This window comes from Desulfovibrio sp. (assembly GCF_034006445.1).
Lineage (GTDB): Bacteria > Desulfobacterota > Desulfovibrionia > Desulfovibrionales > Desulfovibrionaceae > Desulfovibrio.
The window spans coordinates 351,848-372,155 of sequence record NZ_JAVESS010000001.1; the positions used below are offsets into that span (position 1 = coordinate 351,848).

Sequence of the window (20,308 nt, forward strand, 5' to 3'; positions counted from 1 at the left end):
TGGAAGCGTCAAGCCTTTTAAAGTTGCTCTGATCGTGTGGCTGGCGTAGTTCCTGGGGGCGGGCTGATCAGTCCGCCTTGCTACAGGGCTTTTGTTGAAACAGACGCTCCAGGGCCATGGCATCCAGCGGAGTAAGGTTGAAGCGCATGCCTGTTTCATCCAGCAGCGTGGTCAGGCTTTTGTCAGGATGGTGCGCGCGTTCTTCCGACAGATAGGCAGCGGCTTTACGTACCAGCTCGCCCTGCGGCATAATGGTATTCATGGCATACGTCCTTTTTTTCACCCATAACCGTTTGACCGTTTTTTGGCAATAACGGAACATCAATACGCGAGTATGCGGTGCCCGCCACGCGCCTACACGCCCAAGCCAGCGATTCGCCGCACGGCGCGCAATACAGAGGCCAGTTATGGACAACTTGCTCACTGCCTTTATTCTGAGCATTGTTGAGGGACTAACAGAATTTTTGCCGGTGTCTTCCTCCGGCCACCTCATTCTTGTTGGCGATTTGCTCGGTTTTGCCGGTGAAAAGGCGGCCACCTTTGACGTTGTTATTCAGCTCGGGGCCATTCTTGCGGTTGTGGTGCTTTACTGGAAGCGGTTTTGGGGCCTGGTTCGCCCCCAGCCCTATGTCCGCTTTGCGGGCATGCGCGGCATTACACTGCTTATTCTTACGTCGTTGCCTGCCTGCGTTCTTGGCCTTCTGCTGCATTCCTACATCAAGGAATTCCTGTTCCGCCCGGCCACCGTGCTTATTGCTCTGGTGGTGGGCGCGCTGTGCATGATCTTTGTTGAAAAGCGCAAGTTCAAGACAACCTGCATCAGCCTTGACGACATGACGCCAAAGCTGGCCCTGGGCATCGGCTGCTTTCAGTGCCTTGCCCTCTGGCCCGGTTTTTCGCGCTCTGCGGCAACCATAATGGGCGGCATGCTCTTGGGGGCCAAAAGGCCTTTGGCAGCGGAGTATTCCTTTATTGCGGCTGTACCCATTATGGTGGCGGCCACTGGCTACGATCTGCTGAAAAACCTGAGTATGTTCACTTCTGCCGATATTCCCTTTTTTCTTGTGGGCATGATCGGCTCTTTTGTGTCAGCCTTGCTGGCGGTGAAGGTTTTTGTAGCCCTGGTGGGGCGCATGACCCTGGTGCCCTTTGCCGTTTACCGGCTGCTCATCGCGCCCTTTGTGTATTATTTTATGGTGAACTGAGCCGCGCGCCATCCAGGCTGCCCAATGCCACGGGCCGAAAATTGATAGGGGGCGGGGTGTTGGAAAAATTTTGCTTGCCAAGGCCGGTCAAATCTTATATTTAAATCGTCGCGCTGCCTGAGGGCAGCACACGGCAAGGTAGCTCAGTTGGTTAGAGCATGCGGTTCATACCCGCAGTGTCGGGGGTTCAAATCCCTCCCTTGCTACCAGAGTACTATGGGCGCTGAAACTAAGTGCCAAAAATAAAAGGCGCTTATGCTTCGATGGGTACGTTAACTGTACACAGAAGCATAAGCGCCTCGTTTTTTTATCTCTCTTGGGGTCGCCAAGCGTCTGTGCAATGGCCCCGTGGGCCACTTCTGAGGTGGATGTGCCCTTGGTGCGGGCTACGATTGAAAAACAGGTACTCACAGGTTATACGGCTTGTCCCGCCGCGGAACAGCAGCGCAGACATCCTGCCACTTCGTTGCGGTGCGCACCTGCGCATACATCCGCTGAGCAGTTTCACCGTGAAGTGGTTTTGCCTGCGCTAAGGGTTCAGGCCATGTCGTGTCAAACAGACTGATTTGAGTGGGGCGGAGGAGAATACAATGGATGGGGCAATTAGCAGATGCGCCCTCACTGAAGAGGACGCAGCCGTGCTGCGTACCGTGGCCATGACAGGCAAAGGGGCTTTTACCCAGGGGCTGGAAGGAGCGACTGTATATTTTACCAGAGATATCAGTTCCGTCGGGCTGACAAAAATCTACGGGCATCTGATGCAGGGCCGTTCGTTGCCGGGGAGGGTGGCGGTGAAGCTGCACTCTGGAGAACCGGGGGGGCAGAACTATCCCGCGCCAGCGTTGATCAAAGATCTTGTGCAGTCTGTGAGCGGAACCATCGTTGAGTGCAATACTGCCTATGCCGGAAAGCGCTTCAATACGGCAGACCATATGGTCGCCCTCAAGGAACACGGTTTTACGGAGATTGCTCCGGTCGATATCATGGATGAAAACGGCTCCATCAGTCTGCCGTTTGCGCGGGGCAAGCACATCACAGAAAATTACGTTGGCGCGCATTTTGCCAACTACGATTCCTTCGTGATTTTATCCCACTTCAAAGGACACGCCATGGCGGGTTTTGGCGGGGCCATCAAGAATGTGGCCATCGGCATTGCTTCCGCTGAAGGAAAAATGTGGATCCACACCGGCGGAGAAACTCGGGCCCTTGGCAAATTCATCCGATGCTACAAGGTAAAAAAAGAACTGTTTCTGGAATCAATGGCTGAAGCGGCAGGTTCTGTGGTTGAAAAACTGGGTACGGACAGAATCGTTTATGTCAGCCTGATGAACAACCTGTCCATTGACTGTGATTGCAACAAGAATCCCGCGCCTGCAGAGCTGGACGACATTGGCGTTCTGGCATCCTTTGACCCTGTGGCCCTGGATCGGGCCTGCGTTGACCTTGTTTATGCCGCAGACAGCGAAAAAAACGCTTCGTTGCGTGAACGTATTGAGTCCCGCAATGGGATACATGTGCTTGATCACGCCGAATCACTCGGAATTGGCCGTCAGCAGTATACGCTTGTGGGCATTGACGCATGACAGGCGCGGATCCGACCTTGTCAGGGAGCAGCGCAAAACCATAGTCAGCGTGTTTGGTTCGTAAAATTCTGGGGCGCAGAAAAGAGAATCCAGGCGGGCTTTTTGAGGCTCCAGGCGGGCTTTTTTTGATGATTTTTCGTATGTGACCAGAACTGCGCACCTTGACAAAGGCATGTAGCGGCACACCACCCCGCAGGGGAGCGACGTTGAGGGGGTTCAGGCAAAATTGCTCTGGATGTCATGCTGTGTTTATTGGCAATTGGGGAGGTTTTTAAAAAAATGATGTGTGAACAAGAATAAACGCTGATATTTTGTCGCGTTGGGGCAATTTCACTTTGAAACCACTTTGGCGCCAGTGAAAGCGCTATTGCCCGCGAAGTCTCAAGCGCCATCAGTTGGTCTGTCAGCGCTGAAGCCGAGACTGTAAAGCGCAAAAAATGCATCCTAAAAGTTGATCTCTTCTAAAGGGAAGGTTCAATGTTGTGCATTGAGCATGTTTGGTCACATGATTTCCATATTTTTTTTAAATGAGTCACCACTGCCTCAGAATATATGTTGTATTTTTTACCTGTATTGTACAGCCCATCCAAAAATTTTTTACTGCGCTGTAACGCTATTTGTATCTGTGCATGTTCTGGATTCTCTTCCAGCACGACATTATATCCATTCATGTCTTTTATGCGGTAGCGCAAAGGCACTTTCCAGTTTCGTATGCACATGTTGTAGAGATAATAGTTCAAAACAAATAGGCCGAAACCACCAGCCTCATCCTTGAATAGGCGTGCATGCTCACTCTTTTTGTCTACCCCCGTTCCTACGTACTCCGTACCTCCATAGTATCCGTGGTGTATGAAAAAATCGCGATCGTCATAGTAATACTGAAAAAAACCAGCGCAGTTCATGCGCACCCCATAGTCCCCATCTTCTGCCCCATAAAGGCCATAGTCTTCGCTCCAGTAGCCCAGAACATCTGAGACAGCTTTTGGTATTATGATGGCGCCGCCGGGCAGGTTTTCAGTGCAAATGCCCAAAATGCCATCCTGACTTTCGATAGTGCCAGGATTCCGTCTAAGCCGCTCGGGGGTTAATGCGGGGCCAAGGGTAGACACTGGATGCCCGTGGGACCAGAGCCGAAAGAGTTTATCCAACCAGCTGACATCAATAAATTCAATATCGTTATCAAGCTTCATGTAATAGGGGCTATCAACAGATTTCCACCCAATGTTGCAAGCGCAAGAAATACCCATGTTACAGGGGAGTAAAAAAAGATTGTCTATCAACCCGTGAGTGCGCAGTTCTACCAGTCTTTCTCGCAGCGCAGTCTCGCTTCCATTGTCAACTACGGTCACCGTAAAAGGAATACTTGTTACCGTTTTGCGCAGGGTTAGAATTGTTTTTTGCGTAAGATGAAACCGATTAAACACGGGTATGGTGATATTAAGAACGGGCGGATTCATATATGTAATCCTGCTCAATTAATTTTTATTGGTTTGTCCAAGAAAAGCTCCCATGAGAAGAGAAATAGAGATTTAATAGTTTTGAGTATTGCATCGTCATTTTTTTGATTTAAATATTCAGATATTGTATGGTGTATGTTTGTGTAGACCTGATCTGATTCAACATGTTCTGAATATGAGCTTAAAAAACGCATGAATCGATGTATCAATTTTTCGTCATGCTTATATAAAATTAAATCATAGAGTGTTTTGTAATGGTAAAAAAATAAATTCTTGTTTGCTATAGATTTGCTGGTTATAGAGCCATCATGAATGCGATGATAGTAGAGCCGCTTTTCAGTAAAGGCAATTTTTTTGGCAGCATGCATTGCACAAAAATGAAACAACACATCATCAAATTTATTGTCCAAAGAAAATTTGAGTTTATTTTTGGTAATAAACTCTCGCGGTATGAGTTTTAACCATGGTGCAATAAACAGACAACTTATTTGATTTCGGATTGTATCGTTAAGCATATAAACAGAATCTGGGATTGGTGGCAGTTCTAAAAGGGAAACAGTATCACCGGAAAAATCAAATCCTGAACAAAAAGTAATATCAGTTTCTTCTCTTGTTGCCATGGCATGTAGCTCACCTAACCAGTTTTCAGCAGCCATGTCATCATGATCCATAAACGTTACATATTTTCCTTTCGCCTTATCTATTCCAAAATTCCTTGCAAAGCCGGGGCCTAAGTTTTGTATCTTATATGACGTGAATCGATGATCATAATGAACAAATTCATTAATTAAATTTGATGTGTCATCAGTTGAACCGTCAATAATCAGAGCCTCAAAATTTGCGTATGACTGCATTTCAAGGCTTGTTAATGCAAATTTTATGTATTCGCCTGAATTATGCGCTGGAATAATTACAGTGATCAAATCCTGTACGCATCCCATGATAAGTGCTCTTTTGACGATTTTTGTTAAAATGGCACCTAAGTGCAGCGAAGGTTGTACTGCCGGTTCCCTTTTTTGTTTGCAATATTCATAAAGTTTTTTTTATGGCAATATGAATAAAAAATCAAACTGCTGCCGTTCATAAGTATAATTGCCTGCCAGGAGGCTTACGTTTTTTTATTGCTTATATTGTGAAATTGTTTTATTTTTTTTCATGTCGGGATGTAGCGCAGCCTGGGAGCGCACTTGAATGGGGTTCAAGGGGTCGAAGGTTCAAATCCTTTCATCCCGACCAGAAAGTTCAGGGGCTTACGAAGAAATTCGTAAGCCCCTTTTCTGTTGCCTGTAGATTTGTGCCATCTCTGTGTCAGATTTTTCAATGAAGCAATGTGATGCACTCAGATTAACTGGGAACCTTACGCGCGCTCACCGTCTCAGTACCCTTTATATCTCCGCTCTCAAAAGCTTCCTGGAAGTCCTTCTTCGTTTTTCCAGACAACGCTTGCAAGGCCCCCATGAATCAAGCGGCCTTTAAGGGAGAATGGAGGGCAATACAGCAACTCCTTCTCAAGATCTGTCGCAAGTTGTTTCAGGGCCGTTGCCGGGGCATCCTTGCTCTTTCTCGCGGCCAGTGCGGAGCGTTTATCTCAGGCGCGTCCGTCACCGTGAAGGTCGTGCAGGCCGTTGTGCCTCGGATTTTCAGGAGGGCAGAATCTGTCGGACTGCTTGTTCCTTATGGGACTGTGGAGATTCCACTGATAGAGCCCCACCAGAATGCCCCCGCCAATGATGTTGCCCAAGGTGACGGGGATAAGATTTTTAATCAAAAAATTCCACCAAGTAAGTTCTGAAGTAAGCGCATGGGGAGACGCCAGTTTGGCCGCCACTTCTGGCGGCATAATCTGACTGCAAATGATGCCTATGGGAATCATGAACATATTTGCTACACTATGTTCAAAACCACAAGCGATGAACAGTCCCACAGGGAGAAGGCAAGCCGCCATTTTATCCAGCAAGGAACGCCCGGCATAGCTCATCCATACGCCAAGACAAACCATAAGGTTGCACAAGATACCCAGGAATACAGCTTCCACAAATGTATGATCAAGCTTGTGCGCGGTGGTGTTAATATAGAACAACGCCACATTGCCGCCGCTTTCCCATGGATGTCCACTAAGCAGCACAATCATGACCAGCAGAATACTGCCCACAAAATTGCCGACGTAAACTACGCCCCAGTTAGCAAAGACCTGCCGCCAGGTAACTGAGCCGTGGGCGCGGGGAATAAGCGTCAGAGTCGATGACGTGAACAGGTCGCCGCCGCACACCACAACCAGCATCAACCCCAGGCTGAATACCAGGCCGCCCACAATCTTCCCCGCGCCGGCCACATTAGCCATAGCGCAATAAACAAACCCCAGCCCAATGAATACTCCGGCCATTACTGCGGCCAGGAAAACTTTGCGCCGATTTTTCATGGCCTTTTCTTCCATGACGGGCAAAACTTTTTCATACAGTTGCGCGGGGTTAAGCGCGTCAAAAGCGATATGATTCATGATCCACTCCTTAAGCATTACCCGTAATACCGCTTCTTTTTCTATAAAAATATTATGAAACAGAATAAGATGCTTTATAATTTGTTCATAAATGCATTTTTTATAAAACATAACAGTATGATAAAAAATTGATAAAGCACACTGAAATATGAAAGTTTTTTTCCAACACTAGCAGGATTCAATGGTAGCAAACGCATTGTGCGCATGTATGGATTCAGCGCTTTCCACCTCAACCCTGAAATGGGATATATTTGGATTTTCAGACAATGCCGCAGCCACATTGCGCACGACATCCTCTACAAAGACGGGCCGCGCAAAAGCATGTTCAGTAACAAACTTCTCATCCTCACGTTTAAGCAGCGTATATACTGGCGATGAGCCGGAGGATTCGGCTATATCAATCAACTCTTCAATCCACACCCATCCGGACATCTGCACTGTCATGCGCACTTCCGTACGCTGGGTGTGGGCCCCGACATCGCTGATGGCTTTGGAGCACGGGCAGACGGTCATGACCGGGACAACGACTTCCATAGAGTGCCGCACATGCCAGGGTGGAGTCCGGTTGGAAACCGGCACGGCTTCTCCGGCCAGACGACAGGCATAGTGCATGGTAGAAACAATGCCGCTGGCCGGGGCCTTACGGTCCAAAAAATATTTAAAACCAAAAGATGCGAAAGATCGTTCCGCTCGCAAGTGGTCACGCATCTCTTCAAGTATTTTACTGATTACATTGTAATCCAAGCCTAGGCCGGCATGTCTCTGGATAGTTTCCACAAACCGGCTCATGTGCGTGCCTTTGAATGTGGGGGGAAGATCCACGCCCAGTTCCACATCGGCCACTGTATGTTGCGGCATGTCAGAACCACGACGACGCACCAGCATGGGCATGGATATGCCCCGCACGCCCACCCGGTTTATGTGCAGAGGAATGGTTGCGGGGCCGATTTGAACATCTTCCATGGAAACCTCTTGTCGAAGGCCCCCATTGGCAGACGGGGGCCTTCGCGTGACGCAGGAGGAGGAAAAGAGTTAACGCTTGGGAGTCCAGTGCAGCATTTCTTTGAACTTAGCGAGTTCATCCGGCTTCATGAAGACCGTATGTTCCGGGCCGGGGTAAACCTCGTTCAGCACCTCATCAAAGTACTGTGTGTATACGCGCTCCATGATGGGGATGAGGTCTTCATATATTTTTGAATGCCGGGGCACATGGGGTTCATACAGGTGGAACAGGTCGGACCCGATGATATGCACGCCATCAGCTTTGTTTCCGGCACCCAGTGAAATGACCGGCACAGGCAGGGTTTCGGCCAAGTACTGACACAGCTCGGAGGTACACACTTCGCACATGATAGAGAAACAACCGGCGTCAACCATGGCCAGAGCGTCGTCAATAAGCTCTTTGGCGCGATCAGCGGTTTTCCCTTGAGCGGCAAACCCGCCAAGCTGCGGCATACGCATAGGGGTAATGCCTATATGCCCCTGAACAGGGATGCCCGCCCGGACAATGGCTTCTATATTTTTGCAATGATACTGGTTACCTTCGCACTTCATCACTTCTGCGTTGGCGCGATGTACAAACTGGGCGGCGTTGTCCACGGCCTGCTGGGGAGAAAGATGAAAGCTCATATAGGGCATATCAACCATGCGCAGGCCGTACTGCGAACCACGGTCAACGGCCTGGGCCATCAGCATGACTTCTTCAAAAGTAACAGACGTGGTGTTGGGGTGCCCGAACAGCACCATGCCGCCCGTATCAGAAACGCACAGGATGTCCGCGCCGAGACGGTCCGCCACACGGGCGTTGGCGAAATCGTATACGGCGAGCTGGGTAATTTTTTCTCCGGCCTGCTTTTTCTTCATCAACATGGGAATGGTGACGTGCTTACGCTTTTGGGTAGTGGGGGCCTGTGTTTCAGCCATGGGTAATCTCCTTTGTTTTTTCGCCTGATATGGCGATAACGGTGACGGATACGGGCAGGATCACACCAGTTCCTGTTGGCGCTCATAGCCTTCAAGAAAATCTTGAACAGCTCTGCTGCCGGATGAAAAAGCTTTAAGCGCCTCTGCATGGAGCAGATCCATCGCGTCCCTTTTGTAGTGCTGCACCTTGGAAGAAAGCAGGATTTCCTTTTCTCTAGGACGCGGCAGATCTATTTCTATCTCCTTGATAATCTTGCCAGGGGCATTGCTCATGATAAGCAATCTGTCGGCCATAAAAATGGCTTCATCAATTTCTGAAGTAATAAAAAGGACAGTGCCTTTCTGTTCTTCAAGCAGACGAACAAAATATTCCTGCATGATTTCCCTTGTCATGGCGTCCAGGCCACGAAAAGGTTCGTCCAGCATCATGACCTTTGGCATGTTGGCCAACATGCGCGCCAGCTCACACCGACGCTGCATGCCTCCCGAAAGATGCGAGGGGTACTTGTTGCGAAAGTCTTGAAGCCCCACTTTTTCAAGCAAGGCTGAAACCCGTGCCTCCACCTGCGCTGTGGCGATTTTTCGCTGCACAAGAGGACCAAAGGCCACGTTGGAATAGGTGCTCATCCACGGGAAAAGCGCCGTTTCCTGAAAGACGACCAGGCGATCTCCGCCGGGGCCTTTCACTTTCACGCCGTCCAGCGTTATGTTTCCGGAATCCGGCATTTCATAACCGGCAAGCAGGTTGACTAGGGTGCTTTTACCGCTTCCGGACGGACCAATGAGAACCGTGATTTCTCCACCGCGCAGGGTGAACGAGCAGTCTTCCAGAATAATCTTTTCCTTCTGCCCATATCCGTATGTCTTACGGAGGTCGCTGACGACCATTTCAGAGGAGGCCATATTCGCTCCTTGGTTTTTACGCGGCTCTGGCAAAGCCTGGGGAATCCGCGCGGAAAATTAGTCGTTGCCGCACGACAAGCGCAACGTCCCGGATTTTCCATGACAGACAGGTTTAGAATGTTCTTGTCCAGGGCATACAATAATGGCCGAGCTTGCGGATGGCGGAACTGGACAGATAGCCCACCACGCCAATGCTCATCATGCCGATGACGATCTGCGGGTAGTTCCCGCCGACATAGGACGACCATGTGAGATAGCCCAGGCCAGATTTGCCGGCGATCATCTCCGCGGCGACCACCACTTCCCAGGTGATGCCCATGCCGACCGCCATGCCGGTGAAAATGCTGGGCAGGGTCGCGGGCAGCACAACTTTGCAAAAGATGTCCCAGCGACGCGCCCCCAACGAAATGGCCGCGCGGGTAAGACGGGCATCAATATTCTTGGCGCCACCGACCACATTGAGCACCACGGTGTAGAATGCGCCCAAAAAGATTACAAAGGTAATGGACATTTCCGTTGTCGGCCAAAAGATGATGGAGATGGGCACCCACGCCAAAGGCGGAATGGGCCGCAATATTTCAAAAGAAGGAAAGACAATGCCGAAAAAGGTACGGCTCGCCGCCATGGTCAGGCCCAAGGGAATGCCGACGATTTGTGCAAACAAAAAACCTTTAAACACGCGATAGATGCTTGCCATCCAGTTTTGCCAGTAAGATGGTTCGGCCAGAAGCCCGCCGAGCACCCCTAGAACCTCATGCGGGGCCGGCATGGATTCCAGCATGGGGAACTTTAAGGAGCGTCCTACTTCCCAAATGACAATGAGCGTGATGATGGAAATGACGCCGCGCTGGAATTCGATGGTTTCCAGCCTGGCCAGCAAGGGAATTTTTTTCTTGCTCATGGCTGTTCCTTTTATGCGAGCTCGCGCTCACCGGCTTCAAAGGCCTTGTATGCTTCTTCATGCACGGCATTGACGATGAGGCTTTTGAGCTCGCAATACCGTTCGGATGTCTGCACCCTGATGTCGCGGGGGCGAGGGATATCTACGTTGATCATCTGCTTTACACGGCAAGGTCTGGTGGTCATCACAACTACTTTGCTGCCGAGCAGGATCGCCTCTTCCAAATCATGCGTGATAAAAAAAATGGTTTTGCGCACCCGGTCATAAACCCGCAGCAGGAACTCGTGCATAACGCCCTTGGTCACGGCGTCCATGGCACGAAAAGGCTCGTCGAGCAGCAGAACCTTGGGGTCGTTCATGAGCGCGCGGGCTATTTCCACACGGCGCTTCATGCCTGACGAAAGTTCCCCGGGATAACTGTTGGCCGTGGCCTGCAAGCCCAACTCCCCCAAAAGGTCCATGGCCCTCTTGCGTGCTGAAGATTCGTCCTCTCCCTGCACCACAGGGCCGAACGTGGTATTTTCAAGCACAGTGTACCAGGGGAACAGAGCCCCGTTCTGAAAAACCACAATGCGTTCCTTGCCGGGGGGAGTTTGTTTGTTGGCAGAGCAGAGAAGCTGGCCGTCCAGATATATCTCGCCCGAAGAAATGTCGTGAAACCCGGCAATGGCATTGAGAAGCGTGGTCTTGCCACAGCCCGAAGGGCCGACGACCATGCAGAACTCACCCGCGTCCAGCTCCAGGGAACAATTGTCTATTGCGCAGACATTGAGGCCATCGGGGTCATAAATTTTGCTCACATTGCGGATACTGATTTTGCCTTCACTGGACATGATTTACCTCACCGTCCAACGCATGAGCTGATTGCCGACCATGCGGATAATCGCGCTACAGAAATAGCCAATGAGCCCAAGCGTGGCCATGCCGATAACAATGACGGGATACTGGCTCAGGACATAGGAATCCCAGATCAGGTAGCCAAGGCCGTATTCTCCAGAGAGCATCTCGGCCGCCACCAGCGAAAACCAAGCCACGCCCATACTGATCTGCAACCCCGTGAAGATGAAAGGCAAAGCACCAGGGATAACCACGCGTGTGAACACATTCCGCTCGGAGGCACCCAAGCACTTGGCGGCGCGAAAATAAACCTCGTCGATGGAATCGACGCCCAGCAGAGTGTTCAGTACTGTGGCAAAGAAAGAGGCTAAACAAGCCAGGAATATGATGGGAGCCTCGCGCCCTGCAAACATCAGGATAGCCAACGGAACCCACGCCATTGTGGGAATAGGGCGCAACAATTCCAGTACGGGGAAGGCATAATCGCGCACTTTTTTCTTCCAGCCCATAAACAGGCCCAAAGGGACGCCGAGACAAGTGGCAATAGTGAAGCCGGCAAGAATGCGCAGGCAACTCCACATGATATGCATGTAGTATTGCGGCGTGAAAATGGACGTGCCAAAGACTGGATCACGTGATATAAATTCGTTCCAACACAACACGGGCCCAGGCAATTTTTCAAATCGGGGTAATTTGAGCTTTTCCGTGGCCAGCCACCAGAAAAACAGGAACCCTACAGTGCCGATAAGCCCCAGCAACAGACCTCTTCTCGAATCTTTGTTTGTCAGGCTATGCAGGATCCGAACGGCAATACTGTTCTTTTTCTCCACGGGGACTTCGCCCGCAGACGCGGCGACTTCAAGCATGAACCATCCTCCTCAGGGTGTGTTCAAACATGAACAGGGGCGAGGGGGCGTTGCCGCCCCTCTCGCAATATTCTGCCCGCTATTTGGGCAGATTGGCCGTGGAGATATCCTTGGGCACAATGACGCCCAAGGGCACATGGACATTCAGTTCCTTTGCGGCCTTGACGGCCAGTGAGTCGTCAATGGCGCCGGCGGGCGCATGATCGACGTCGATGATCTTGTTTTTGAAAAGGAAGGTATATGTGCCTTCCAGCAGATTGTGTACGGCAGGCGTGAAAATGTAAGGCTTGGTGTCGCGCTCGGGTGCGCCGCCACATTGGGCCGGGATCTGCCCGTAGATGGAAAACCAAGCCATAAGCGGCGTGATGCCGGTAGCCTGCGCTGAAACAAGCTGGGCTACCTCGTTCCAGTTTTTGGGATCAAGAATGAATTGCTGCGCTTCCAACTCGGCCTTCAGCCAGGCCAGAGCCAAGTCGGGGTGCTTCTGGAGAAAGTCTGCGCGCATGGCGACGAATCCGGCATCAGGAGTGCCAAACGTATTGCCGGTGGCGACAACTCGAGCAACGCCCTCACCGGCGAGATCGCTGATGCGGCTCACCGTGGGTTCCCACAACACAGCGGCGTCAATCTTTTTTACGCGGAAGTTGGTGGCGATAACTTCCAAAGATTCGTTAAGGATGGTCTTGGGCTTAATGTTACTGTGCTCCATGACGGTGCGCAGAAAACGCTCGGCACAACTGCCTTTCGGCGTCGCGATCGTTTTGTCGTCCAGCCATTTGACGGCGTCTTCAGGCGAAGCGAATTGGGGGGCGTCCGCGCGCACCATGATCACATTGCAGCGCTGCCCGGCGGAAAACCCCAGGGACGCCACCAGCTTGATGGGTGCAATACTGGTTTTGGTCGTGCAGACTACGGCGGGCATGTCGCCCAGATAACCGATGCTCTGCTTATCCGCGAGCATCGCATTCACGATGACGGAACCTTGCAGAGCCCCTTCAAACTCCACCTCGGTTCCCTGAGGCATGTACTTTTTCCAAATTTCCTTGGCGCGAATCACTATGGCCGAATAAGAAATGGTGTCGTACGGCTGGTAGCCGACCACAATTTTTTCGGCAAAGGACGGCGTCACCATGCCGAAGCAAAGGAAAACGGCAAAAACCCACACGAGAAGTTTACGCATAATAAACACTCCTTGGGAATAAAAAGGTCCTGATCCACACAACGTTCTCAACCAATACGTTCATGATGAAATAGTTGCGCCAAAAAGCCTGTTAAACCTAGCCGGAAGACTCCCTAATCACGCCCCGGCGATCCCCAACTTCACTAGGTAAAATCTGACGTTGTCATGGGTAGAAATACCGTATGGGGGCGGCACGCCGAAGAGCGGGGCCGGCCCCCTTGTTTCCGTGAAGCCGTGCGGTGCGGCGAAGATGCATTCATAAAGCCAACCGAACCCTGTACGACGCTCTCCTGGCTTCACCCGCAAAGGGACTACTTGGCCCCATGGTGAAGTTGTTTGCGCAGCCGCCAAAGCGTCTCAACCTCGCAGGACACCCTATGGCCGCAGATGCATCCATGCGGATCTGATGGTGTTCTTCATAAGCATGGTAATGGTCATGGGACCAACGCCACCGGGTACGGGGGTGATTTTGCCCGCCACCTGTCTGGCTGCTTCAAAATCCACATCGCCAGAAAGAATGGGTTTACTTGTGTCTTCATTGAACCCTACGCGGTTAACGCCCACATCAATGACCGTGGACCCAGGCTTTATCCAATCCGGTTTGACGAGGCCGGGCACTCCGGCGGCCACAATCAGGATGTCCGCCCGCCGACAATGGGCACCAAGATCTCGAGAACCCGTGTGCACCAGGGTCACTGTGGCGTTGCCCCCCCTGCCTTTCTGGCCCATCATGACGGCAATGGGCTTGCCCACAATGTTGGACCTGCCCACTACTACGACTTCAGCGCCGCTGGTTTCCGTCCCGGACCGCACGATCAGTTCCTGAATGCCGGCGGGAGTGCACGGCAGAAAATTGACTGCTTTGCCGCCGATAAGCAGGCGGCCAAGATTTACAGGGTGAAATCCGTCCACATCTTTCTCTGGGCTGATGGCGTAAAGCACCTTTGTCGCGTCAATATGCCGCGGTAGAGGAAGCTGCACTAAAATGCCGTGAATGGATGGGTCGTTGTTATACCTGTTGATAAGGGCCAACAGTTCCGCTTCGGTGATGTCTTCGGGCTGATTGTCCTGTATTTCATGGAAACCCAGGCTGTCTGCCGTCTTTATCTTCAGTGATACATAGCTGACAGAAGCCGGGTTATTGCCAACAAGAATGGTTACAAGGCCGGGTACGCAGCCATACCTGCTGCGTATGGTAGTAACTTCATCATGTAGTTCAGCCAGAATTGTGGCGCGCATTGCAGTGCCGCTGATTATTTCAGCTGTCATACGCATCTCCAAAAAAGGTAAAGTTTACTGTGAAATAAACGTCCTTGTCCTTGCGTGGCGCGTGGTTCTGCTGGCCATTGCAATCTTAAAAATACGCTGGCCAGGTGTCTCTTGCAGGCTTTTGTTTTACTTTTGCCAAGAGCAGCCGCCTTTTTGCCCTCTTGTGCGGGAAGCTTGCCCCTGCGCCATGCCCTGTGGTCGCCCCAGCATTTCACCGATGAAATGCTGGGGCATTTGCTCCGCGCCCGTCACAAAGGCGCAAACGCAGCCTGGCTGCGCGGATCGCCAACGTGAACATCCTAATAATGTTGGGAGTTGCACTATTAGCATTGCAGGGAGCTAAAAGATGCCGTGCACGCGGCCCGTGGCTGTATCCACGTCTACGCGCCTGAAGGAGGGATTGGATCCGGTTCCCGGCATGAGAGAGATTTTCCCGGCCACTGGGACCACATAGCCGGCGCCGCCATACAGCAGTACGTCTCGGATGCGCAAATTCCAGCCACGCGGAACCCCTTTGAGGTCCGGGTTGTCGGAAAGAGAGTACTGCGTCTTTACCATGCACAGGCCAAGTTTTCCGGCGTCGGGGCGCTGCTGCATTTTTTCAAGCTTGTCCAATGCGTCCCCCAAGTACTCCACACCGTCCGCGCCGTACACAGTTTTGGCCACAAGCTCGATTCGGTCCTTAAAGGGCATGTCCCAGGAATACAATGGCTTAAATACCGTCTTTTCCTCGCAGGCGTCGAGCACGGCCTCAGCCAGCTCAACAGCCCCTTCGCCGCCCTTTTCCCAATGACGGGAAAGGGCCACGCGCGCGCCTTCAGCCTCGCACAGCTCGCGGATTTTTTTGATCTCTGCGTCGCTATCGCTGACAAAGGCGTTGATGCAAACCACAGGTGACACGCCGGAGCTTTTGACGGTGCGGATGTGGTGCAGCAGGTTGCAGCAGCCTTTTTCCACAAATCCCACATTTTCCGACCTATATTCTTCGGGCAAAGGCCGACCCGGCACGGGCACAGGCGCGCCGCCGTGGCTTTTGAGAGCGCGCACCGTGGCCACAATGACAGTAGCGTCAGGGGTCAAGCCACTGTAGTGGCATTTAAGATTCCAGAACTTTTCGTAGCCGATGTCTGCGCCGAAGCCGGATTCCGTCACATGGATGTCGGAAAGCTTCAGGGCCACCCGGTCCGCAATTATGGAACTTTGCCCGATGGCGATATTGGCAAACGGGCCGGCGTGCACCAGCACGGGTTGCCCTTCTATGGTCTGGATCATGTTGGGATTGACGGCATCAACCATCCAGGCGGTCATGGCGCCGGCCACTTCCAGGTCGTCGGTCGTCACCGGATTGCCCAGGCGGTCATAGGCCACGATGATCTTGCCCATGCGTTCCCGCAGATCGTTAAGATCCGTGGCAACGGCCAGAATGGCCATGACTTCGGAGGCAACGGCTATATCGAAGCGGGACTGCATCATAAAACCGTCCGCCTTGCCATTGTTGCCGGGAATGCCGGTGATGATGTTGCGCAGTTCCTGGCAGCAGAAATCGATGACCCAACCCATAGGCACATTGGTGGGGTCGATGTCGAGGCGGCGCATGTGCGACAGGCTTTCCAGCTTGTCGTCGGTATAATTGCGCTCGTGCTGCATCCGCGAGGTCAGCGCCACCATGGCCAAGTTGTGTGCGTTCATCACGGCGTTGATGTCGCCGGTGAACCCCAGAGAATACTTGGTCAGAGGAATGCACTGGGAAAGGCCGCCCCCGGCGGCTGACCCTTTGACCCCCATGGTCGGGCCGCCCGATGGCTGGCGGATAGCTGCGGAGGCCTTTTGCCCCAGCCTGCCCAGACCCTGCACCAAGCCTATAGTGGTTGTGGACTTGCCCTCGCCCAGGGGAGTGGGCGTAATGGCCGTAACGTCCACATATTTGCCGTTGGGCCGGCCGCTCAGGCGTGTCAGGACTGCATTGGCGTCAATTTTGCCCATGGTGTGCCCGTATGGCAGAAGCTCCTTTTCTTCGAGCCCGATCTCCCGGCCCAAATCATAAATGCTTTTCATACGGGTTTCGGCATCCTGGGCGATTTCCCAGTCGGCGTGCTGTACAGGGTTGAGCATGGTTGATTCTCCTTAAGGTAACCGCCGTCGAACAAGTCGCACCATGCGACTGCAATCCGACTTTATACGGACACCTTGTTGATTATCGCGCGCCCATGCCTGCAACTAGTCGGAATGTCCCGTAAAAAAAAAGAAGTTGCCCTAAAAGCTTCTGGGTACATCCCGAACAGATTCTGGGTACTCTTGCCTAGTGCAGTAAGTAGTTTTTTGGGGCAAGATAAACGAAAGGAGAAGAATGGGGTGTTGACGACCGCTGTGGAACCCACGGAAGACGAATCCCCCAGCTATCGGCCCTGGCTTCTGCCGTTGTACGCGGTTTTGATGCTTGGGGGATTCCTTTTCTCAATGATGACGACCCCGGATAACGACAAGGCCAATTACCCGGAGTATGGCAATCATTCCGTCTGCGCTCAGGAGGGCGTAGTCTACCGGTTTGCCGTTCATCCTCTCTATAACCCCCGCCGATTGTTCAGCGTCTTCATCCGCATGATGGACAAAATCAACAGCCAGGCATGCGGCTTCAAAGTCCGGCTGGTGGCTTCGCGCAATTACCAAAGCTTCGAGGCCCGGACCCGGCAAAACGACTTTGAAATAACGCTCTCTAATCCCTCACAGGCTCTGCAAGCCGTGAAACACGGATACCGAATCATAGGAAAGATGGGGGACGATTCGCAGTTTTGCGGCATTATTTTTGCGAGAAGGGACTCTGGCATCACAGACATCGCGGACCTCAAGGGGAAGATACTGGCTTTCCCTTCGCCCACGGCCCTGGCCGCCACCATGATGCCTTTATATTACCTGCACAACCGGGGACTTGATATTAAAGATACGGATATACATTTTGTGGGTTCACAGGAGTCTGTCATCATGAATGTCGTGTTGGGCAATGCCGATGTAGGCGCCACATGGCCCATGCCATGGCAGCTGCTTATGCGGGAGCGCCCGGAATTCAACAATATACTGAAGATACTCTGGAAAACACCGTCGTTGGTAAACAATGCTATTTTGGTGCGTGACGATATGCCGGAAAAAGATGCGCGCATTATCATGGACGCTCTTGTGGATTTAGTAAATTCTCCGGACGGAAGAGAAATTCTTCATGAGTTCACACTTTCGCATTTTGAGCGATGTACTATTGACACATATCAACCCGTAGTCAATTTTATGAAAGACTACGTATCCACTTTTCCAAAAGAGCTTAGCGTACTTCAGCCATGAATAAAAATAAAACATTAAGTGTCAGGACAAAACTTGTAGTAAATGTAACCCTTGTTCATTTTGTCCTGATGTCAATTTTTGTAGTGGATGTATATCAACGCCAAAAGATATTTCTGGCTACAGAGGCGGAATCCTCAACCGTGAATTTTTCGCGTCTTATTGCCGAGAACATGTCCTCATGGCTGCTTTCTGAAGATATTATGGGAATGGATGAAGTACTGCGGGCAAGCGTCAAAGACTTCACAGCCACCTATGCGGCCGTGGTCGAGACTGACGGTCGGGTGCTGGTCCATTCCAACCCTTCGCAGCAAGGGCGTTACATTACCGGCCCCGAGGCCATAGTCCTGCTGCGCGGCAGAAAGCAAGCGCACATCTGGCGAAAAGATTCCACGTCCATCCACGCCGCGGCCCCGGTGATTATAGAAAATCGGCACTTAGGGTGGGTACTGTTGGGTACGGATCTGGGCAGAGTCTCGACCCAATTGCAGACTCTGCGCAACCAAGGTATCGCGTACACCGTGCTTGCCATGGTCATAGGCGGGTTGGCGGCATGGCTGCTGGCATCCTCCATATTCCGGCAGATACACCGCATTATGGAGGGCGTGGCCAGGTTGCGGTCAAACCAGTTGACCAAGCACATACCTATTATTGCCAACGACGAAATCGGCCATATTGCTTCAGCCCTGAATGGAGCTATGGACTCGCTGCAAAGCAGCCGTAATGAACTGCAACGCGAAATCAGAGAACATATGGATGCAGAGGAGCGCATCCACCATCTGACCAGAAATATCATGATGGGCAACGAGGAAGAACGTCGTCGCATAGGTCACGACCTGCACGACGAGTTCGGACAAAGCGTTGCGGGCTTTGTCTTCGGGCTGCACACCATGAAAGAGCTTATCGTCAAGGACCGTGATGGCGCTTCGGAACTGTGCGCCAAATTGGCGGAATGCGCGGAGCGGCTGGGAGAAGATATCCGACGCGTGGCGGCGCACCAGTACCCTGTGGCGCTGGAACACCTGGGGCTGCCGCTCATGATCAAGGCCTTCTTGCAGGAACATGGTCAGCAGCACGCCAACCTCACCTTTACCTCAAAAATAACCGCCCTGGAAAAAAGACTTGCACCATATATTGAACTGACGGCATTTCGCATTCTGCAGGAAGCTATGAGTAATATCATTCGCCATTCTGAAGCTACAGAAGTCTTTGTCACCCTTGACATAATGCACGAATGGATTTTTTTGTGCATTAAAGACAATGGCAAAGGCTTTAGACAACAGACGGAATACGACCTCCCTCGTGGCGACGTTACCGGCATCGGTCTTCTCGGCATGGCAGAACGCGCCAGCTCTGTGGAAGGTTACCTGGAAGTAACCTCAGCCCCGAATCAAGGCTGTACTGTTGATGTTTTTCTTCCTCTTCTTTTTGTTACAGAAAAAAGAACACCAGGAGAGCGTCATGGGTGACAAAATTCGCGTTCTCATCGCTGACGATCATTCTATTGTCCGCGAGGGTGTACAACGTATTGTCAATACAGAAGAAGATATGGAGGTGGTGGGCGGCGTCGAGGACGGCAGCCATGTGCTTGATGCGGTACGCACGCTCAGACCAGATGTACTGGTGCTGGATATCTCCATGCCCGACATTTCCGGAATAGAGCTCCTGCCCATTTTGCGGCGTGAGGTGCAAGATGTGCGTATTATTGTTTTGTCCATGCACAAAAAGGATGTTCTGGTGCAGCAGGCTTTGGATCAGGGCGCGTTGGGCTTTGTACTCAAAGCCTCGCCGCCAAGCGACTTATTGGCCGCCATCCGCACCGTCAACCGGGGCCGTTTTTTCCTGAGTTCGCAAATACAGGCCAACGTAATCAACGGCTACCTGGGCCGCCGCCATTCCACTAAAAATGCTACTACACTTTCCGAAAGAGAGAGCCAGGTACTGAAAGGAGTAGTAGCCGGACATACGACCAAACAGATAGCCCTAGAGCTTTTTCTGAGCCCGCGAACAGTGGAAAAACATCGTGCCAGCCTTATGCAAAAACTCGGCACAAAAAATCTGCCTGAGCTGGTATTCTACGCCATACAAGAAAATCTGATCTCACCTCTGCACTTCGAGGACGGAGAATGAATCCTGATACCGCCCTTTTGGAAACGCCTCGCTCCACACGGCTGCACATCGGCATCTTCGCCCGGCGCAATATCGGCAAATCCTCTTTGCTGAACGCCATAGCAGATCAATATGTCTCAATATGTCGCCATTGTTTCAGCCATGCCGGGCACTACCACGGATCCTGTAAGTAAGCCGATGGAGTTGCCGGGGCCTGGCCCCTGCCTGACAGATACGGCCAGCTATGACGA

19 protein-coding genes and 2 tRNA genes are annotated in these 20,308 nt (G+C 51.8%); 8 read left to right on the forward strand and 13 right to left on the reverse strand.

What is annotated here, in order from left to right:
- Positions 1–67: 67 nt before the first annotated feature.
- A complete protein-coding gene (locus RBR41_RS01455) occupies positions 68–262 on the reverse strand; it encodes a hypothetical protein (protein ID WP_320350412.1) in 195 nt (64 codons plus the stop codon).
- A gap of 145 nt (positions 263–407) precedes the next feature.
- On the opposite strand from RBR41_RS01455, the gene RBR41_RS01460 reads away from it, so the two are divergent.
- The 3 genes from RBR41_RS01460 to RBR41_RS01470 all read left to right on the forward strand — a co-directional run bounded on the left by RBR41_RS01460 (position 408) and on the right by RBR41_RS01470 (position 2,788).
- Complete coding sequence (locus RBR41_RS01460) at positions 408–1,205, forward strand: undecaprenyl-diphosphate phosphatase (RefSeq protein ID WP_320350414.1); 798 nt, start codon at positions 408–410, stop codon at positions 1,203–1,205.
- A gap of 132 nt (positions 1,206–1,337) precedes the next feature.
- Positions 1,338–1,414 (forward strand) — tRNA-Met (locus RBR41_RS01465).
- 381 nt (positions 1,415–1,795) lie between these two features.
- Positions 1,796–2,788 (forward strand): DUF362 domain-containing protein, encoded by a 993-nt coding sequence (locus tag RBR41_RS01470; RefSeq protein WP_320350416.1) that lies wholly within the window; start codon positions 1,796–1,798, stop codon positions 2,786–2,788.
- 461 nt (positions 2,789–3,249) lie between these two features.
- Here the strand turns inward: RBR41_RS01470 and RBR41_RS01475 are convergent, their stop codons facing one another.
- Both RBR41_RS01475 and RBR41_RS01480 read right to left on the reverse strand, forming a co-directional pair.
- Positions 3,250–4,245: a glycosyltransferase gene (locus tag RBR41_RS01475; RefSeq protein ID WP_320350418.1), complete on the reverse strand. Its 996-nt coding sequence runs from the start codon at positions 4,243–4,245 to the stop codon at positions 3,250–3,252.
- Positions 4,246–4,259: 14 nt separating this feature from the next.
- On the reverse strand, positions 4,260–5,186 hold the full coding sequence (locus tag RBR41_RS01480) for a glycosyltransferase family 2 protein (RefSeq protein WP_320350419.1): 927 nt from the start codon (positions 5,184–5,186) through the stop codon (positions 4,260–4,262).
- A gap of 218 nt (positions 5,187–5,404) precedes the next feature.
- Between RBR41_RS01480 and RBR41_RS01485 the strand changes: the two genes are divergently transcribed.
- A tRNA-Pro gene (locus tag RBR41_RS01485) sits at positions 5,405–5,481 on the forward strand.
- Between the two features lie 352 nt (positions 5,482–5,833).
- Here the strand turns inward: RBR41_RS01485 and focA are convergent.
- From focA to RBR41_RS01535, 10 genes are all read right to left on the reverse strand, one after another.
- Positions 5,834–6,853 (reverse strand): formate transporter FocA, encoded by a 1,020-nt coding sequence (gene focA / locus RBR41_RS01490; RefSeq protein ID WP_320350420.1) that lies wholly within the window; start codon positions 6,851–6,853, stop codon positions 5,834–5,836.
- Between the two features lie 57 nt (positions 6,854–6,910).
- Positions 6,911–7,705: a GTP cyclohydrolase FolE2 gene (gene folE2, locus RBR41_RS01495; RefSeq protein WP_320350422.1), complete on the reverse strand. Its 795-nt coding sequence runs from the start codon at positions 7,703–7,705 to the stop codon at positions 6,911–6,913.
- 69 nt (positions 7,706–7,774) lie between these two features.
- On the reverse strand, positions 7,775–8,665 hold the full coding sequence (locus tag RBR41_RS01500; protein WP_320350424.1) for a 3-methyl-2-oxobutanoate hydroxymethyltransferase: 891 nt from the start codon (positions 8,663–8,665) through the stop codon (positions 7,775–7,777).
- 60 nt (positions 8,666–8,725) lie between these two features.
- Positions 8,726–9,568: an ABC transporter ATP-binding protein gene (locus RBR41_RS01505; RefSeq protein ID WP_320350426.1), complete on the reverse strand. Its 843-nt coding sequence runs from the start codon at positions 9,566–9,568 to the stop codon at positions 8,726–8,728.
- A 112-nt stretch (positions 9,569–9,680) separates the two neighbouring features.
- Entirely contained in the window at positions 9,681–10,469 is a 789-nt protein-coding gene (locus RBR41_RS01510; RefSeq protein WP_320350428.1) for an ABC transporter permease, read from the reverse strand.
- An 11-nt stretch (positions 10,470–10,480) separates the two neighbouring features.
- Positions 10,481–11,302 (reverse strand): ABC transporter ATP-binding protein, encoded by an 822-nt coding sequence (locus RBR41_RS01515; protein WP_320350430.1) that lies wholly within the window; start codon positions 11,300–11,302, stop codon positions 10,481–10,483.
- Positions 11,303–11,305: 3 nt separating this feature from the next.
- Positions 11,306–12,172, reverse strand: a complete 867-nt coding sequence (locus RBR41_RS01520) for an ABC transporter permease (protein WP_320350432.1) — start codon at positions 12,170–12,172, stop codon at positions 11,306–11,308.
- 79 nt (positions 12,173–12,251) lie between these two features.
- Positions 12,252–13,352, reverse strand: coding sequence for an NrtA/SsuA/CpmA family ABC transporter substrate-binding protein (locus RBR41_RS01525; protein WP_320350433.1), 1,101 nt, complete (start codon positions 13,350–13,352; stop codon positions 12,252–12,254).
- Positions 13,353–13,727: 375 nt separating this feature from the next.
- A complete protein-coding gene (gene folD / locus RBR41_RS01530; protein ID WP_320350434.1) occupies positions 13,728–14,621 on the reverse strand; it encodes a bifunctional methylenetetrahydrofolate dehydrogenase/methenyltetrahydrofolate cyclohydrolase FolD in 894 nt (297 codons plus the stop codon).
- 339 nt (positions 14,622–14,960) lie between these two features.
- A complete protein-coding gene (locus RBR41_RS01535; RefSeq protein ID WP_320350435.1) occupies positions 14,961–16,733 on the reverse strand; it encodes a formate--tetrahydrofolate ligase in 1,773 nt (590 codons plus the stop codon).
- Positions 16,734–16,847: 114 nt separating this feature from the next.
- Between RBR41_RS01535 and RBR41_RS01540 the strand changes: the two genes are divergently transcribed.
- Genes RBR41_RS01540 through RBR41_RS01555 form a run of 4 tightly spaced genes read left to right on the forward strand, consistent with a single transcriptional unit; the run spans position 16,848 to position 20,251 of the window.
- On the forward strand, positions 16,848–17,951 hold the full coding sequence (locus RBR41_RS01540) for a phosphate/phosphite/phosphonate ABC transporter substrate-binding protein (RefSeq protein ID WP_320350437.1): 1,104 nt from the start codon (positions 16,848–16,850) through the stop codon (positions 17,949–17,951).
- Positions 17,948–19,417, forward strand: a complete 1,470-nt coding sequence (locus RBR41_RS01545) for an ATP-binding protein (RefSeq protein ID WP_320350439.1) — start codon at positions 17,948–17,950, stop codon at positions 19,415–19,417. Before RBR41_RS01540 ends, RBR41_RS01545 begins: the two co-directional genes overlap by 4 nt.
- Complete coding sequence (locus RBR41_RS01550; RefSeq protein ID WP_320350441.1) at positions 19,410–20,078, forward strand: response regulator transcription factor; 669 nt, start codon at positions 19,410–19,412, stop codon at positions 20,076–20,078. The genes RBR41_RS01545 and RBR41_RS01550 overlap by 8 nt, the downstream gene beginning before the upstream one ends.
- Complete coding sequence (locus tag RBR41_RS01555; protein ID WP_320350444.1) at positions 20,075–20,251, forward strand: hypothetical protein; 177 nt, start codon at positions 20,075–20,077, stop codon at positions 20,249–20,251. The genes RBR41_RS01550 and RBR41_RS01555 overlap by 4 nt, the downstream gene beginning before the upstream one ends.
- Positions 20,252–20,308: the final 57 nt, after the last annotated feature.

Coding starts and splice junctions, on each gene's coding strand:
- RBR41_RS01500 (WP_320350424.1), bottom strand. CDS start 8,665: ATGGCTGAAACACAGGCCCCCACTACCCAAAAGCGTAAGCACGTCACC.
- RBR41_RS01540 (WP_320350437.1), top strand. CDS start 16,848: ATGTCCCGTAAAAAAAAAGAAGTTGCCCTAAAAGCTTCTGGGTACATC.
- RBR41_RS01515 (WP_320350430.1), bottom strand. CDS start 11,302: ATGTCCAGTGAAGGCAAAATCAGTATCCGCAATGTGAGCAAAATTTAT.
- RBR41_RS01545 (WP_320350439.1), top strand. CDS start 17,948: ATGAATAAAAATAAAACATTAAGTGTCAGGACAAAACTTGTAGTAAAT.
- RBR41_RS01525 (WP_320350433.1), bottom strand. CDS start 13,352: ATGCGTAAACTTCTCGTGTGGGTTTTTGCCGTTTTCCTTTGCTTCGGC.
- RBR41_RS01555 (WP_320350444.1), top strand. CDS start 20,075: ATGAATCCTGATACCGCCCTTTTGGAAACGCCTCGCTCCACACGGCTG.
- RBR41_RS01455 (WP_320350412.1), bottom strand. CDS start 262: ATGAATACCATTATGCCGCAGGGCGAGCTGGTACGTAAAGCCGCTGCC.
- RBR41_RS01520 (WP_320350432.1), bottom strand. CDS start 12,172: ATGCTTGAAGTCGCCGCGTCTGCGGGCGAAGTCCCCGTGGAGAAAAAG.
- RBR41_RS01550 (WP_320350441.1), top strand. CDS start 19,410: ATGGGTGACAAAATTCGCGTTCTCATCGCTGACGATCATTCTATTGTC.
- RBR41_RS01460 (WP_320350414.1), top strand. CDS start 408: ATGGACAACTTGCTCACTGCCTTTATTCTGAGCATTGTTGAGGGACTA.
- folE2 (WP_320350422.1), bottom strand. CDS start 7,705: ATGGAAGATGTTCAAATCGGCCCCGCAACCATTCCTCTGCACATAAAC.
- RBR41_RS01470 (WP_320350416.1), top strand. CDS start 1,796: ATGGATGGGGCAATTAGCAGATGCGCCCTCACTGAAGAGGACGCAGCC.
- RBR41_RS01480 (WP_320350419.1), bottom strand. CDS start 5,186: ATGGGATGCGTACAGGATTTGATCACTGTAATTATTCCAGCGCATAAT.
- RBR41_RS01535 (WP_320350435.1), bottom strand. CDS start 16,733: ATGCTCAACCCTGTACAGCACGCCGACTGGGAAATCGCCCAGGATGCC.
- focA (WP_320350420.1), bottom strand. CDS start 6,853: ATGTTTTATAAAAAATGCATTTATGAACAAATTATAAAGCATCTTATT.
- RBR41_RS01510 (WP_320350428.1), bottom strand. CDS start 10,469: ATGAGCAAGAAAAAAATTCCCTTGCTGGCCAGGCTGGAAACCATCGAA.
- RBR41_RS01475 (WP_320350418.1), bottom strand. CDS start 4,245: ATGAATCCGCCCGTTCTTAATATCACCATACCCGTGTTTAATCGGTTT.
- folD (WP_320350434.1), bottom strand. CDS start 14,621: ATGACAGCTGAAATAATCAGCGGCACTGCAATGCGCGCCACAATTCTG.
- RBR41_RS01505 (WP_320350426.1), bottom strand. CDS start 9,568: ATGGCCTCCTCTGAAATGGTCGTCAGCGACCTCCGTAAGACATACGGA.